This window comes from Candidatus Manganitrophus noduliformans, assembly GCF_012184425.1.
In the GTDB taxonomy this organism is placed as follows: Bacteria; Nitrospirota; Nitrospiria; order SBBL01; family Manganitrophaceae; genus Manganitrophus; species Manganitrophus noduliformans.
Map to the genome: position 1 here is coordinate 23495 of NZ_VTOW01000004.1, position 13699 is coordinate 37193.

17 protein-coding genes and 1 pseudogene are annotated in these 13699 nt (G+C 54.7%); 9 read left to right on the forward strand and 9 right to left on the reverse strand.

Annotated elements, in window-relative coordinates; translation table 11 throughout:
• Nucleotides 1-13: 13 nt before the first annotated feature.
• Nucleotides 14-529: a DUF4124 domain-containing protein gene (locus MNODULE_RS18395; RefSeq protein ID WP_168062637.1), complete on the reverse strand. Its 516-nt coding sequence runs from the start codon at nt 527-529 to the stop codon at nt 14-16.
• A 119-nt stretch (nt 530-648) separates the two neighbouring features.
• Here MNODULE_RS18395 and MNODULE_RS18400 point away from each other — a divergent pair, with 119 nt between their 5' ends.
• Nucleotides 649-1458: a M48 family metallopeptidase gene (locus tag MNODULE_RS18400; protein WP_168062638.1), complete on the forward strand. Its 810-nt coding sequence runs from the start codon at nt 649-651 to the stop codon at nt 1456-1458.
• Nucleotides 1459-1472: 14 nt separating this feature from the next.
• On the opposite strand, the gene MNODULE_RS25305 is transcribed toward MNODULE_RS18400, so the two are convergent.
• The 7 genes and pseudogenes from MNODULE_RS25305 to MNODULE_RS18435 form a co-directional block, all read right to left on the reverse strand.
• Complete coding sequence (locus MNODULE_RS25305; RefSeq protein ID WP_168062639.1) at nt 1473-2672, reverse strand: tetratricopeptide repeat protein; 1200 nt, start codon at nt 2670-2672, stop codon at nt 1473-1475.
• An 84-nt stretch (nt 2673-2756) separates the two neighbouring features.
• Entirely contained in the window at nt 2757-3005 is a 249-nt protein-coding gene (locus MNODULE_RS18410) for a hypothetical protein (protein WP_168062640.1), read from the reverse strand.
• Nucleotides 3002-3229 carry a hypothetical protein gene (locus MNODULE_RS18415; RefSeq protein WP_168062641.1) on the reverse strand — a complete coding sequence of 76 codons (228 nt, stop codon included), beginning with the start codon at nt 3227-3229 and terminating at the stop codon, nt 3002-3004. The genes MNODULE_RS18410 and MNODULE_RS18415 overlap by 4 nt, the downstream gene beginning before the upstream one ends.
• Before the next feature lie 76 nt (nt 3230-3305).
• Nucleotides 3306-3689 carry a TraR/DksA family transcriptional regulator gene (locus tag MNODULE_RS18420; protein ID WP_168062642.1) on the reverse strand — a complete coding sequence of 128 codons (384 nt, stop codon included), beginning with the start codon at nt 3687-3689 and terminating at the stop codon, nt 3306-3308.
• Nucleotides 3690-3871: 182 nt separating this feature from the next.
• The gene (locus MNODULE_RS18425) at nt 3872-5017 is read right to left on the reverse strand and encodes a response regulator (RefSeq protein WP_168062643.1); all 1146 of its coding nucleotides are present in this window, start codon (nt 5015-5017) and stop codon (nt 3872-3874) included.
• A 196-nt stretch (nt 5018-5213) separates the two neighbouring features.
• Nucleotides 5214-6014 carry an MBL fold metallo-hydrolase gene (locus MNODULE_RS18430; protein ID WP_168062644.1) on the reverse strand — a complete coding sequence of 267 codons (801 nt, stop codon included), beginning with the start codon at nt 6012-6014 and terminating at the stop codon, nt 5214-5216.
• A gap of 208 nt (nt 6015-6222) precedes the next feature.
• Nucleotides 6223-7926: pseudogene (locus tag MNODULE_RS18435) on the reverse strand (vitamin B12-dependent ribonucleotide reductase); the annotation flags it as partial.
• A gap of 181 nt (nt 7927-8107) precedes the next feature.
• On the opposite strand from MNODULE_RS18435, the gene MNODULE_RS18440 reads away from it, so the two are divergent.
• Together MNODULE_RS18440 and MNODULE_RS18445 are read left to right on the forward strand one after the other, a co-directional pair.
• Nucleotides 8108-8485, forward strand: coding sequence for a cytochrome c (locus tag MNODULE_RS18440; protein ID WP_168062646.1), 378 nt, complete (start codon nt 8108-8110; stop codon nt 8483-8485).
• Between the two features lie 41 nt (nt 8486-8526).
• Nucleotides 8527-9450, forward strand: coding sequence for a TIGR02757 family protein (locus MNODULE_RS18445; protein ID WP_168062647.1), 924 nt, complete (start codon nt 8527-8529; stop codon nt 9448-9450).
• Here the strand turns inward: MNODULE_RS18445 and MNODULE_RS18450 are convergent.
• Complete coding sequence (locus MNODULE_RS18450) at nt 9414-10070, reverse strand: hypothetical protein (protein ID WP_168062648.1); 657 nt, start codon at nt 10068-10070, stop codon at nt 9414-9416. The two genes, MNODULE_RS18445 and MNODULE_RS18450, sit on opposite strands and share 37 nt — an antisense overlap.
• A 91-nt stretch (nt 10071-10161) precedes the next feature.
• On the opposite strand from MNODULE_RS18450, the gene MNODULE_RS18455 reads away from it, so the two are divergent.
• The 6 genes from MNODULE_RS18455 to MNODULE_RS18480 all read left to right on the forward strand — a co-directional run bounded on the left by MNODULE_RS18455 (nt 10162) and on the right by MNODULE_RS18480 (nt 13697).
• A complete protein-coding gene (locus MNODULE_RS18455) occupies nt 10162-10377 on the forward strand; it encodes an FmdB family zinc ribbon protein (protein ID WP_168062649.1) in 216 nt (71 codons plus the stop codon).
• Nucleotides 10378-10656: 279 nt separating this feature from the next.
• Complete coding sequence (ccmA, locus tag MNODULE_RS18460; RefSeq protein ID WP_168062650.1) at nt 10657-11334, forward strand: heme ABC exporter ATP-binding protein CcmA; 678 nt, start codon at nt 10657-10659, stop codon at nt 11332-11334.
• On the forward strand, nt 11321-11998 hold the full coding sequence (locus tag MNODULE_RS18465) for a heme exporter protein CcmB (RefSeq protein ID WP_168062651.1): 678 nt from the start codon (nt 11321-11323) through the stop codon (nt 11996-11998). The genes ccmA and MNODULE_RS18465 overlap by 14 nt, the downstream gene beginning before the upstream one ends.
• A gap of 2 nt (nt 11999-12000) precedes the next feature.
• Nucleotides 12001-12714, forward strand: coding sequence for a heme ABC transporter permease CcmC (ccmC, locus tag MNODULE_RS18470; protein ID WP_168062652.1), 714 nt, complete (start codon nt 12001-12003; stop codon nt 12712-12714).
• Nucleotides 12715-12751: 37 nt separating this feature from the next.
• Nucleotides 12752-13255 carry a cytochrome c maturation protein CcmE domain-containing protein gene (locus MNODULE_RS18475; protein ID WP_168062653.1) on the forward strand — a complete coding sequence of 168 codons (504 nt, stop codon included), beginning with the start codon at nt 12752-12754 and terminating at the stop codon, nt 13253-13255.
• On the forward strand, nt 13242-13697 hold the full coding sequence (locus tag MNODULE_RS18480) for a cytochrome c maturation protein CcmE (protein WP_168062654.1): 456 nt from the start codon (nt 13242-13244) through the stop codon (nt 13695-13697). The genes MNODULE_RS18475 and MNODULE_RS18480 overlap by 14 nt, the downstream gene beginning before the upstream one ends.
• Nucleotides 13698-13699: the final 2 nt, after the last annotated feature.

The window sequence follows — 13699 nt, forward strand, 5'->3', positions numbered from 1 at the left end:
GTCTTTATCCCTCTCATCGAAGCCATCCCGGCGGTGCGCCGGCCTTTCTGGCCGCTTCCGGAAGCGCGGTTTGAAGCGCCTCTTCGGCCTCCCGGATCTCCTGTTTCATCGCTTCGATCTCCCGCAGAAGCCGGTTGGTTTCAGCCTCCCTGAAGAAAACGGCCTTATTCTCGAATCGAAGCCGGCCGAGCGCTTTCTCCGCTTCCGTCAGCTGCCTGATCAGTTCACCCTTTCGAGACCGCCATTCTTGGATTCGCTTCTTCCACCAACGCTCATCATGTCCGTTCAGATCGACATTCGCTGAACGTGGGACGGATACCAAGGGGGCGATCGATTTTACCACCGGCAGGTCGGGAAGCGGCTGGACCTCCGCATGTTCCCGATAGGCCGGCGGGATTCTCGAAGGAACGTTGGTAAAGTGTGGCGTGCCGTCTTCATCCAACCATCGAAAGATCTCCCCCGCCATGGCCGAAGGTTTGGATGGAGTCAATAACAGCAACAGAATCAACATGGTTTTAGAGAATATCATTTTTCTCCTCGGCAGAATTCATATGGACAATAGAACGCTTTTTGATTCGTCTCTTTTGCTTATGCTACTATAAAAGTACTGTTTATCCTTGGCAAAAATCAACTAGCAGGGTGGTCTCTATGAAATTTGCGAATGTAATTAAAAAACAGATGATCCTTCTGGTGCTCCTCTCGATCCTGGTTGCCTGCCGGAGCACTCCCGTCACCGACCGGGAACAGTTGATCCTGGTCCCGGAATCTCAAGAAATCCAGATGGGGCTCACCGCGTATCAGCAAATCTTGTCCGAGTCAAAACTTTCGGACGATCCTGAAAAAGTGGCCATGGTCCGGCGGATCGGCGAGCGGATCGCCGCGGCGGCGGATAAGCCCGATTATGAGTGGGAGTTTAATCTGATCGAAGATGACAGCCAGGTCAACGCATTCGCCTTGCCGGGAGGGAAGGTCGCCGTCTATACTGGAATCCTCCCGATCACGCAGAACGAGGCCGGGCTGGCGACGGTGATGGCGCACGAGGTGGCCCATGCGACGGCGCGGCACGGGGGCGAGCGGATGTCGACCGGGCTTCTGGCGCAGCTCGGAATGATGGCGCTCGATGTCGGATTGGCCATGAAGAATCAAGACCCGCAGATGAAGCAGGCGCTCCTTGCCGCTTACGGCGCCGCGGCTCAGGTGGGGGTGATCCTGCCGTTTAGTCGAAAGCAGGAATCGGAAGCGGATCGGATCGGCCTGACCTATATGGCAAAAGCCGGCTACGATCCCGAGGAGGCGCTTCAATTTTGGGAGCGGATGTCGAAGATCGAGAAAGAGAAAGCGCCCGAGTTTCTCTCCACCCATCCGAGCGACGAGACCCGTGTCGAGCAGATTGCCGAATGGATTCCGGAAGTGAAGGAGGAATATCGGGAGAATCAAACGGGGATGGGGGGAAGGTAACTCTTGGGACGCTGCTAAGAGGCGGCCGGCGCATCCGGCTGCTTGCAGCGGTTTTTCTCCCGCTCGGCATCGGCCGTCGATTCGAGGTGGGTGAACGCCTCTGCGAGAAGACAATGGGGCTCGTTTAATTGAGGATTGAGCTTGAGCGTTTGCTCCAGCTCAAGAACCGCCTGTTCATAGAGATCGACCGCAAGATAGGCTTTGCCCAATCCCAGATGGCCGTCCGCCGAGTCGGCCTTCCTGCGGAGAAGCTTATGGAATGTGTTAATCGATTCTTGCGTCCGGCCCTGCTTCAAGTAGGCTTCTCCCAGCTTTACGTATAGCCCGATATGACCGGGGGAAAGGACCAACGCCCGTTTGATGGCGGAGATCCCTTCATTTGTCGCCCCCTTTTTAAAGTAAACGTCGGCCAACCCCTCATAGGCCCGCGCGCTCTGAGAGGTCAATCGGATCGCCGCTTGAAACGATTCGAGGGCGGGGTCGGTTTCTCCATTCTTTAAATAGCTCTCTCCGAGAAGGACATGAAGATTCGGGTCACGGGGCTTTTTGGAAAGGGCCTCCCGATACGATTCAATCGCATCTCTCCATAATTCTTTCACCCTGTACAAATCTCCCACCCCGCGATAGGCCCGCGCATATTCATCATCGGACGGCGTTTGCCTTGGGAGGGGGGTCACGCCGTCGAGGATGTCATCGATCATTTGCTGCTGGTTTTCATAAAAAGGGGCCGGAAGCTCAAAGTGAAGTTGGACCAAATTCAGTCCAACCGAAACAGTGTACGAATGAAAAATTTTGGGGAGACCCTCTCTTTGGCCCATCCAGACCAATTCTCTCCAGGTTTCTCCTTTTCTTTCGATCTCTCGGGAGGAGATTTCCTGAAAGTGGGAGAGCTCATTCCGGATAAACTTTTGAAGCCGCTGGGGAAGCGGGAGCGCCGCCTCGATTTTTCGGTAGTTTTCCAGTGAAGGAATGTCCGGCAAGAAAATCCCGGTCAAGCGGGCGATCTCCGTTCCGTTCGGTTTTAACTTTCCGACGAACAGCGTATTTTCCGGGGCGGAGAGATGCCATTGCGGGGGGAAGGCGATTAAAATTCCGGCTTCGTTCGATTTGAAAAGATGGTTTTCGTTATCGATCGGTGTTGGCTTGGAAAAACATCCGGCGAAAAAAAGGAGGAGGACCGAGGTGAAGATCGTATTGTAATGCTTTTTTATCACAAATTTTAGTGTATCGCATCATTCGATGGTGTCAAGTTTCCGATGGGCGAGAAGGTTTCTCTGCCGAGCCAATTTTTTTATCGGTCATGGAAGGTGTTGAATGGCGACTTCGAGAAAATCCCATAAGACTTGACGCGTGGTGGCGTGTGCGTGGGGGTAGCTTTTCCCGGTCAACTGCTCGTAAAGAATTTTCGCTTTTTCTTTTTTCGCCTGAAAGTCGGCCAGCGGAAGATCGGGGGAGAGCGAGACCAGATCGGGATAGCCGTTGGGATCTTTTTTGATAAGAAGAGACTCCCCCTGGTCTGTTTGAATCCAAAGTCCGATCTCAGTCATGGCGCTTCTTCATCTGTGTTGTTTTGATGGTCGGTCTTCTCTTCTCGGACACTTTTCTTTTTCTCATCCCTGACCGGTCCGAGCGCAAAAGAGATAAGGAGGAGGGAGCCGATAAAAAAGAGAAAGGCGAGGGGGAGCAGATAAAAGGTGAAGGCAAGTATAATAGAAAAAAAGAGTCCGAAAAGTCCGAGGAAAACAAGAAAGCAGCCTCCCATTCCCTTCATGATCGGCTATTCCGGAACGGTTGCGCGGAAGGAGATGGAATCGGCCCGCTCGATAATTTTCAAGGGGAGGACTTTTCTACTGCCTGATTTTTTCTTCCGCCTCTTGTTTGGTTTTACAATCGATGCAAAGGGTTGTGACGGGGCGCGCTTTCAGCCGTTTTACCGAGATCTGGCCGCCGCACGATTCGCAGACGCCGAACGTTCCTTCGTTGATCCGATCGATCGCCTCGTCGATCTTCTTTAAGAGCTTCTGCTCGCGCTCACGAAGCCGGAGGATAAAGTTTTGATCCGCTTCCGCGGAGGCTTGATCGCCCAGATCGGTCAACGTTTCATTCCCCTGATTCAGACCGCTTCCGAGAATCACGCCGGCATCGGCCAGCAACGCTTCCTTTTGCTTCTCGAGATCCTTCTTGATCTCCTCATAGGGATTTGTCACCCGTTCTTTTTTCTTCGTTTTCATCCGATTGTTCCTTTCTATCGCCATTGCTTCGGTCCCTTTGTAAAAGCAATTAGCGAAACAGTATAACAAAGAAAAAAAAGTGCGTCAAATAGAAATTCCAGCCGCTTTTCTCTCCATTTACTTGGGCGACGGGAGCGTTTTGAAAGGAGTTTGGTCTGCGATAAACGGGAGGAGGCGAGGAGTTACTTCTCCTCTTCCTGAAGGCGCTTGATCTCTTTTTTAATCTCGACTTCTGCAAGGGAAGGAAGGACTTCCCAGGCGACCTTCTCGATAATTTCTTTTAATTCCGCCTTCGGCAGGGCGGCCTGGAGCATGCCTGGAAGCACTTCCCAGACGACCTTCTCGACAATCTCCAGGACGTTCTTCCGAATCAGTTCGTTCACCTCTGCCGGATCGATCGGAGCGGCGGAAGACGCGGCGGCCGTCCGAGAGATTTCCTCCGAAGAAGAGGAGGGATCGGCCATCGGCGGAACCAGCGGTACATGCATCTCCACCTCCTCATTGTTCGTTTGAAGCGATTCTTCCAGGGAGGGGACATCGATCTGCGGAAGGGAGCTCTCCAAGATAGACGGCTCTTCTAGAGAGGGTTCCTCTGTCGATGCGGGGGGAGGGGGCTCTTGAAAATAGCGGGTTTCTTCCAGAGACGGCTCATCGAAAGCCTTGGCCGATTCCGTCGGCGCCGCAGCCGGCTGAGGAACGACCGGATCGGTGAAAAACTGTGTTTCTTCTCCCATCTCTTCGGAGGAGGCCTTCGGTTCGTCTGACGCGGGAGGAGCGGACTCTATAAAGGTCTGTCCCGCCGGAACGATCCCTTCCGGCTCCTCCGGCAGGCTTCCCGGGCTCGACCAGCCGAGCAGCTCTTCGATCTTAACGGCGTCACCTCCCGGATTTGAGAAATGTTCCGAAAGAGTCGATCCTTCCTTTTTTCCGGAAGCGTTGAGATCGACCATGACCGCCTCGGCGGTTCCGGTCTGCCGTTTGGCCTCCTGAATCAGCTCTCTCGAATCGATCGGTTTTTTCAAGAAGGCCTGAATTCCCGCGGATTGAAGCTGCGCGGGATCGTAACTTTCAGTGGAGTTGATCAAAAGGATGATCGGGGTTTCGACGAGGCTTCCGCGCTGCCGTATCTTTTGAACGAAATTAAATATGTTCATCCCCTCGAGATTATAGTCGGCGAGGATCAAATCGGGCTGATTTTTAAATGCAAGATCGAGGGCGGAGAGGCCGTTGTCGATGGAGGTGACATCGTAACCCTCTTTTCGGAGGGTCAGCTCGACCAGCTTTTGGACGGCCAGATTATCATCGATGAGGAGCACTCTTCGGGGCATCTCGCCTCCGGTTCTTGGGGGTACGAAGTCCAGATTTCAAGGACGGAAAAAACGACCAAAAGCTACCATAGGATCTTTTTCCTGTCAAGGAATCTGCCTGGTTTATCGATTGAAAATCATTCTTTCCCAGGATATTACTCTCCTGGATGCAGGGATAGAAGCAGGGTTTGGCCGAAACAGTTCGAACGCGGAGGGCTTACGCCAGGGTGGCCACCGGGCTGATGAAGTCCTGCCAGCCGAGGTGAAGTTGAACCGCGTCGCCGGTTTCTTTCAACACCGATTCCGCAGCCTGGTAGGCGAGATGAGGAAGATTGTTCTTCCAGCTCAAATGGGCCAGAAAGAGGGTTCTTAATTTGGGGTGGAGAAGCGATCGGAGCAGCGTGCTGGAATCCTCGTTCGAGAGATGACCCCGGTCGCCGGCGACCCGCTTCTTGATGTGAAGCGGGTAGGGCCCGTTGAGCAACAAGTGGGGATCATAATTCGATTCAAGGATGAGGAGATCACATTCTTTCATCGCATCCAAAGAGGGGGTCAAACAACCGAGGTCGGTGACCATGCCGACTTTATGCCGGTCGGTCTGGACCGTATAACCGACCGGATCGGCGGCATCGTGAGAAATCGGAAAGGGATGGATCTGGAAAGGACCGACCGAGAAGGAAGACCCGGTTTCAAACAGATGAATCGACATCGGGAGTTTTCTGAGGCTCTTGGCGGCCCGGCGGGTTTCTTCATTGGCGTAGATCGGGATATTGTACTTCAAGGCGAGAGGACCGGCCCCGTGAAGATGATCGTGATGTTCATGGGTAATGAGGACCGCCTTGATCTGGCGGATATCGACCTGAATGGCGCGAAGGCGGGAGACGATCTGCCCTGCGGGAAGACCGGCATCGATCAAGACGCCTTCTCCCTCTTTCTTCCCGTTGTCGGGGTGGCCGATGTAGGCGGTGTTTCCCCCGCTTCCGCTCCCCAGCAGACAGACCCGTAGCTCGATGATCATTTCCCTCACACTGGAGGGAAAAGATAAAGAATCGAACCCGGCTTGTCAAGGCGGCTTTTGATTTGACGGGTCATCAGTGCAAAGCAAGCGACTGGCTTTGCCAGCGGGAGCGCCAGGGGTGTGGGGGCATCGGAGGATTCCTGCGCAGCAGGAACCGCACGGGCCCCCACATACAAACGGGTCAGCAGTAGTCGCTTTGTGCACAGGCGAGAACCTGCTCGTCTCGGCTCATGTCCCGGTAAATCGTGACCCCTTTGCACCCTTCGCGATAGGCGAGAAGAAAAGCCTTCTCGACATCTTGAGGGGTGGCCTCTCTGGGGAAATTGACCGTCTTGGAGACCGCGTTGTCGGTGTGCTTCTGAAAGGCCGCCTGCATTCGAATGTGAAATTCAGGAGCGAGATCATGGGAGGTCACGAAAATGCGTTGAATCTCTTCCGGGACCTCGGCCATCCCCCGTACCGATCCGGTCGCGGCGACCCGGGCGATGAGCGCCTCGGAATAGAAGCCTCCGCGGCGGGCCGCCTCCACGAAGCGGGCGTTTAATTCAGGAAGCCGAACCCCTCCCAGAACCCGGCGATGGTAGGAGAGGGCATACAGCGGCTCGATTCCGCTGGAGCAGTCTGCGATGACGCTCAAGGTTCCGGTCGGAGCGATCGTCGTCGTGGTCGCGTTCCGCAACCGGATTCCTTGGCGAGGATAAATGCTCTGATCGTAAGCCGGGAAGACGCCCCGTTCCTTCGCAATCGCCGCGGAGGCTTCTCGCGCTTCCCTCCGGATAAAAGACATGATCTCCTCCGCGAACCGAAGCGCTTCGTCGCTGTCGTAGGGAATGCTCAACTCCGTCAGCAGGTCGGCGAACCCCATCACCCCCAGCCCGATCTTTCGGGTCCGATGGGTCGCCTCGGCGATCTGGGGAAGGGGATATTGGTTTTGATCGATCACATTGTCGAGGAAGTGAACCCCCTTCCAGACGGTCTCCTTTAACTTCGGGTAGTCGATCTCTCTTTTGTGGGAGAGCATCTTGACGAGGTTCACCGAGCCGAGATTACACGACTCGTTCGGGAGAAGCGGTTGTTCTCCGCAGGGGTTGGTCGACTCGAAGTTCCCGAGCGCCGGCGTCGGATTATCCCGGTTGATCCGGTCGATAAAAATGATTCCGGGATCTCCGCTCTTCCAGGCGGCCTGAACGATCTGATTGAAGACCATTCGGGCCGGGAGCCGGCGCACTTCTTTCCCCGTCCGTGGGCTGACGAGCGGGTAGGCTTCGTCTTTCTGGAGCGCTTCCATGAACAGATCGGTCACGGCGACCGAGAGATTGAAGTTCACCATCTCCCGGGGGTCCTCCTTGATCGTGATGAAATCGAGGATGTCGGGATGGTCGACGCGGAGGATCCCCATATTGGCCCCCCGCCGGGCCCCCCCCTGCTTGATCACTTCCGTCGCCATGTTGAAGACCTTCATAAAGGAGACCGGTCCGGAGGCGATCCCCGAGGTCGAGAGGACCCGATCGTTCTGCGGCCGAAGCCGCGTGAAGGAAAAGCCGGTTCCCCCCCCGCTCTGATGAATCAAGGCGGTATCCTTGATCGCTTCAAAGATCGATTCGAGCGAGTCTTCGACCGGGATGACGAAACAGGCGGAGAGCTGCTGCAACTCTCTTCCGGCATTCATCAGCGTGGGGGAGTTCGGAAGAAACGCGAGAGACGAGAGAAGTTCGTAGAAGATTTCGGCGGTTTCCGCCGCTTGAGAAGGGGATCGATACCGCCGGTCGGCCTCGGCAATGTTGTTGGCTACCCGGCGGAACATCTCCTCCGGGGTTTCGATCAGGCGGCCCTCCGGGTCCCTTTTAAGATATCGCTTTTCCAGAACGGTGATCGCATTCTGAGAGAGGGAAGAGCGATCTTTTAGCTGCATGTTCCGAATTCCTTTCGATCTAAATGATTACGATCATATCGGTGCGGCGCGGGGGAGTCAAGTCTGAGACGTCTTATTCCAAACGCGACCTGATCTATTTTAACGGGACCGCCTCCCGGTTTGACAGCGCCGCGGCGGATCGATATGATAGCGCCGACCTGTTATTTACTTGGAGAAAAGAATGAAGAGAATCCTCTTTGTGTCGCTGCTGGCGGCTTTCCTCTGGGTCGGCTGCAGCGAGTCGAAATCGTTCCCATCGGGTCCGGCGCCGAAAGCGCCGGCCGAGCTCGCCAAGGGAGAGGCGCTATTCAATAGCCACTGCGCGCGATGCCACGGGGAAGGGGCCAAGGGAACCAACCGGGGACCGACTTTCCTTTCGAAAATCTATGAGCCGAGTCATCACGGCGACGCTGCGTTTCAACTCGCGCCCCAAAGAGGGGTCCGCGCCCATCACTGGAATTTCGGAGATATGCCGAAAATCGAAGCGGTTCAGCCGGAGGAGGTCAACGAGATTATCGGCTATATCCGGTGGCTTCAGAAAGAAGCGGGAATATTCTGATCTTCATTGATAGCCGTTCCGGCGAAGGGTAGCTTCAATTGATGACGTCCAAGCAAAAAGAGCGACTGGCGCCCCTGATTAAATCGTTTTTCCAAAGTCATCCTCATGCCGAGCGGATCAAAGCCGATCCGGTGGAGCTTCCGCACCGCTATACCGACCCGAGGGAGATCGAGCTGGTCGGCTGGCTGGCCGCGGCGCTCGCGTATGGCCGGGTTGATCTCTTCAAGGCGGCGGTGGAGAAGATTTTGGCCTTGATGGAGGGACGGCCGTATTCTTATCTGGCCCGGTTCGATCCGGTTCGCGAGCGTCCCCGTTTCAAGGGAATTTATTACCGGCTCAACTCAACCGATGATCTCTTCTGCTTCATTTACATGATGAGCCGGGTCGTCCAGCGGTTTGGGTCGGTCGGGGCGCTTTTCCGGTCGCTCTACCGGGAAGAGGAAGAAGACCTCGGTCCCACCCTCTCTCGGTTTATCGGGATTGTCTCTTCGATCGATTCCCGACCGGTCTACGGCAAAAAAGGGATTCCCGACGGCCTCCGCCAACTCCTCTCTTCCCCCGCCCAGGGGAGCGCTTGCAAGCGGATGAATCTTTATCTGCGATGGATGGTTCGTCCGAGCGATGGGATCGATTTCGGCCTCTGGAGGGAGGTCCCGCCGGGCAAGCTGATCATCCCGCTCGACACCCATATCGTCCGCATTTCCCGCTACCTGGGTCTGACACGGCGAAAGAGCCCCGACTGGAAGATGGCGAAGGAGATTACGCAAAGTCTAAAGGCGTTCGATCCACTCGATCCGCTCAAATACGATTTCGGTCTCTGTCATCTGGGGATTTCAGGGGCCTGTCCGATCGAACGGGATCGGGAAAAGTGCCGCGCCTGTTCCCTTTTGGACGGTTGTCGTCGGGGCCGACGGGCTGTAGGGGCCATTCAGGGATTACCCCTGCCTTCAATCACGATCTCGTAGCTTGGACGGGAGGGAGGAAGGTCGAATTCGAAGACGGCGTGATCCCGTCCGCCGATGATTCCGCTTTTCTCGCTCTCCTTCTGAAGGGTCTCGGAAAATTCAATCTCAACCCTCATCCGTCCTGTTTTCGGAACTTTTCCTTTATAACAATAACGGTGTTTTCGGTCTTCTCGGGTTGCCTCGCTCCGCTCATAGAGGAGTCCGTTCCAAGGGACCTCTTTAAACGAGTCGGCGCTTCCGGACGGACCGAGGGCAATCACGAACGGGATCGGTTTTGGGCAACTTTTTCGGGGGGCATGGAGGCCGCGGCAGGTGGGAAGGTCGCAGGGAAGGAATTCAAAAAAGGGTTTCCACCCTCTGGTTCCTTCGCGATGATAGAGGAAGATCTGAATTCGTTCCCCGTCCTGGCGTAGACCCTGGAGATAGATCGGGTTTTTTCGCTGGTTGATGATCCGAAGCGAGACGGGCGTCGGTTTTTCCGAGAAAGTTTCAGGAGGGACAGGCTGGGGAACGATCGTCCCGGCGGGGACGATTTTCGCGGTCTTTTCTTCCAGAAGGGCGGTTTGAACCGGAGCGATCGACGCCAAGACGAAAATGAAAGCCAGGGAGAGCGTCCGCATTTCTTGTTTCCCGAAGAGGGCTTCGATTCCCTTGAAAACGATCGACGCAGTGTGATATCACTATCGGTCAGAACGATCTCTGGAGGAAACCGTGCCGATTTACGAATATGCCTGCTTAGAATGTAAAGAACAGTTTACCCTGTTGCAGTCCCTTTCTGCCAAAGCGGAAGAGACCCTTTGCCCCCATTGCGGCAAGCGGAAGAGCCGTCGGCTCTTTTCGACCTTCGCCTCCAAAGCCAATACCGAAACTTCCTCCTCGCCTCCCTCCACCGGTCATTCCCATTCCGGCGGCTGCGGCTGTGGATAATTTTATAGACGAATGGCTGGAAGATTACTCCCTGTCGGCGTAGCCGTCAATAGATTTGTTATTTAATGATAGAGTAACTGAAACGGCCCCTCCGGAAAAAGAAGGGGTGGAAATTCCCCCCTTGACATGGGTGCCGGCGCTTGTTTTTCCGGAGGCTTCCCGCTGCTTGACCCCTCTCTTCAACCATGCTAAGATTCAGCACTTTACAGGCGCGTGGATCGGTTTCTCCGCCTGTTTTAACCTCTGAAATAAACGGGGAGAGACGGACTTAACTGTAGAATGGCAGCCATCCAAGGAATAGAGCTGAGTAAGTCTTTCCAGTATTTCCAGGTTCTGAATCGGGTTTCATTTGAGGTGAAGGAGGGCGAGTGTTACGCCCTGTTTGGACCGAACGGCGCGGGAAAAACGACCCTCCTGAGAATTCTGGCGACACTCCATCGTCCGACGAGCGGGCGATTCGAGATCTGCGGACACGACGGGCTCCGGGAGAAAATGAAGGTCCGGGAGGCCCTTTTTTTAATCAGCCACGGATCCTACCTTTACGATGATCTCAGCGTCTTAGAGAATATCCGGTTTGCGATCGGCCTTCGCGGGGCGGAGCCGACCGGTCCTGAGATCAAACGGGCTCTCGACCGTGTCGGGATCGGCGCATTCGGCTCCCTCAAAAGCCGGCATCTTTCCGCGGGAATGAAAAAACGCCTCTCCATTGCCAAGGCGATGCTCGCCCGGCCCAGCGTCCTCCTTTTAGATGAAGCGTATGCCTCGCTCGACGAGCGGGGGGTCGATATGATGAATGCCTATATTCGAGAGGTTACCCGGGAGGGGACGACCGTCCTCATCACCGCGCATGATCGGGCCAAAACAGCGGAAGTGGCCCATCGCGCCGGCGTCTTGAACCGAGGGGAGCTGCGCGAACTGGCAGTAAATGAATTGTTGACGGCCCATGCACTTTTTTAATGTCATAAAGTGGATCGCCTGGAAAGATCTCTTAAGCGAGCTGCGCAATCGCGAGAACATCTCTTCGATGTTCTTTTTCGCCCTGATCGTCATCCTGATCTTCAGTTTCAGCTTTTCGCTCGATCCGAAGTCCACCCATGAGCTGATGCCGGGGATCATCTGGATCGCCTTCGGCTTCACCGGAATCATCGGCCTCGGAAAGTCATTCCTGGCGGAGGTCCACAATGACTGTATGGAATATTTCCAAATCGTTCCGGCGCCGAAGGGGGCGATTTATCTAGGTAAGTTTTCAGGGAACGTCCTCTTTATGTTGATTGTGGAAATTATCCTCTTCCCATTGTTTATTCTTTTCTTCAATCTGGACGTACTTGAAAAAATTCCGATGATTCTGCTAATATTCGTGGCGGCCACGATCGGTCTTTCCGCCTTAGGCACCCTCTTCTCCGCTTTGACCGTTCAGATCCGCGCGCGGGAGGTGATGTTTCCGATCCTCCTCCTGCCGATGGCGGTCCCGATCTTTATCGGCGCGGTCGAAGCGACCCGCGGCGTGTTCAGCGGCGATCCTCTCTCGATGTATGTCGATTGGATCAAGTTACTGGTCGTTTTCGACGGTATTTTTATGGTCGTTTCTTTTTGGGTTTTTGAATTCATCTTGGATTATTAGGGATGGTGATCAGTCGTCTTATCGCCAGGCTTCAACGGTATGAAGGGTGGTTCGGCGTTGCCGCCGGACTTCTCATCATGGTCGGCCTTTATATGGGGCTGGTGACCTCCTCCCCCGATTATTATCAGGGCGAGGTGGTCCGCATTATGTATATCCATGTCCCGGCCGCCCAGAGCGCCATGTTTGCTTATACGGTCCTCTTCGGCGGCAGCATTTGGTATCTCTGGAAGCGCGATCCGATTGTCGATAACATGTCTCATGCGGCCGCCGGCATCGGCGTTTTCTTTACCCTGATCGCCCTCATTACCGGCTCGATCTGGGCAAAGCCGACCTGGAATACCTGGTGGACCTGGGATCCCCGGCTGATCTCCTTCACGATCATGCTCTTAATCCTCGTCGGGTACCTGATGCTTCGAACCTTCTTGGAGGATAAAGAAAAAGAAGCAACTTACGGCGCCATCCTCGCCATTGTCGGCTTCATCGACCTTCCGATCATCCATTTTTCCGTCGAATGGTGGCGGACATTACACCAACCCCTCTCGATTTCGACGAGAGGGGTCAGCATCGCCTCCGATATGCTTATCCCGCTGCTTCTGATGTCGATCGGTTTTTATCTCCTCTTCACCTACATGCTGATGGTCCGGACGCAAATGCTCTATCTTGAGCGCCTGCTCGAAGCCAAACGAGGGCGGATGCTCAGTAAGGTTCATGTATGAGAACCGATCATTTAGAAGAAGGAGCGGCCACCAGACAATGAAGCGGTTTTACATCCGGTGGGGAGGGGTCCTGATCATCACGGCGATCATCGGGGTCCTTGGAATTCAGCGTTATAATCGAGATGTCACCTCCATCTCCCCGGATCGCCTTCTTCGTGAGCAGCCGGCCCAAGCGGTCCGTGTTTTAGGGATGGTGGAGGCGGCCAGCATTGTGAAGGAGGGAGAAGGGGGGCCGGTCGCCTTCCAACTCTCCGGAGAGGGGACCAAATTTTCGGTCCGGTACATCGGTGAAGAGTCGGAAAACCTGAGGGATTTAAAAACCCTGGTCGTCGAAGGAAAGTGGAATTCGACCACCCAAATTTTTGAAGCGGATAAAATTTCTCTGGTCCCGAATTACGGTTTTATTACGGCGGCCTATTTGGCGTCGTTGATTCCGATGGGTCTTTTTCTTTTTAATATGGAACGAAGGGTCGCAATGTTATATATTCAGATTAAAGAGGAAAAGGTCTATCAACCGGAGGAGCCCCTTGAAGTCGGGTAGAAAAACAGCCATCATTATCAGCGCCCTGATCGTTTTGGCCGGGGTCGGCTACTTGGGTTTTGGGAGTTTCGGAAAGAACCTGATCTATTTTGTCACCCCGTCGGAGGTGGTTGCCTTTACACCCGAACATTACGGAAAGAAGGTTCGGGTCGCCGGGATGGTGGTGAAGGATAGCCTCAAGGTGGTTCCGAATACCTTGCGGCTCACCTTTGACCTAAGCGACGGGGCCCAGACTATCCCGGTGGCCTTCGAAGGGGTGCCGCCCGATCTCTTTAAAGAAGGCCAGGGGGCGGTGGTGGAAGGTTTTTGGGATGCCGATCGGACGTTTCATTCCCATATGATCATGGCGAAGCACTCTGAAGATTATATGCCGGTCGAAATGAAGAATGCGGGGGCGGAGCTCCCGAAGAAGGATTTCTTTAAAACCCTCAAGGTCGAGTAGGG

Coding starts and splice junctions, on each gene's coding strand:
- MNODULE_RS18415 (WP_168062641.1), bottom strand. CDS start 3,229: ATGAAGGGAATGGGAGGCTGCTTTCTTGTTTTCCTCGGACTTTTCGGA.
- ccmA (WP_168062650.1), top strand. CDS start 10,657: ATGGCAGCCATCCAAGGAATAGAGCTGAGTAAGTCTTTCCAGTATTTC.
- MNODULE_RS18475 (WP_168062653.1), top strand. CDS start 12,752: ATGAAGCGGTTTTACATCCGGTGGGGAGGGGTCCTGATCATCACGGCG.
- MNODULE_RS18440 (WP_168062646.1), top strand. CDS start 8,108: ATGAAGAGAATCCTCTTTGTGTCGCTGCTGGCGGCTTTCCTCTGGGTC.
- MNODULE_RS18425 (WP_168062643.1), bottom strand. CDS start 5,017: ATGCCCCGAAGAGTGCTCCTCATCGATGATAATCTGGCCGTCCAAAAG.
- MNODULE_RS18410 (WP_168062640.1), bottom strand. CDS start 3,005: ATGACTGAGATCGGACTTTGGATTCAAACAGACCAGGGGGAGTCTCTT.
- MNODULE_RS18450 (WP_168062648.1), bottom strand. CDS start 10,070: ATGCGGACGCTCTCCCTGGCTTTCATTTTCGTCTTGGCGTCGATCGCT.
- MNODULE_RS18400 (WP_168062638.1), top strand. CDS start 649: ATGAAATTTGCGAATGTAATTAAAAAACAGATGATCCTTCTGGTGCTC.
- MNODULE_RS18420 (WP_168062642.1), bottom strand. CDS start 3,689: ATGAAAACGAAGAAAAAAGAACGGGTGACAAATCCCTATGAGGAGATC.
- ccmC (WP_168062652.1), top strand. CDS start 12,001: ATGGTGATCAGTCGTCTTATCGCCAGGCTTCAACGGTATGAAGGGTGG.
- MNODULE_RS18430 (WP_168062644.1), bottom strand. CDS start 6,014: ATGATCATCGAGCTACGGGTCTGTCTGCTGGGGAGCGGAAGCGGGGGA.
- MNODULE_RS18465 (WP_168062651.1), top strand. CDS start 11,321: ATGCACTTTTTTAATGTCATAAAGTGGATCGCCTGGAAAGATCTCTTA.
- MNODULE_RS18445 (WP_168062647.1), top strand. CDS start 8,527: ATGACGTCCAAGCAAAAAGAGCGACTGGCGCCCCTGATTAAATCGTTT.
- MNODULE_RS18395 (WP_168062637.1), bottom strand. CDS start 529: ATGATATTCTCTAAAACCATGTTGATTCTGTTGCTGTTATTGACTCCA.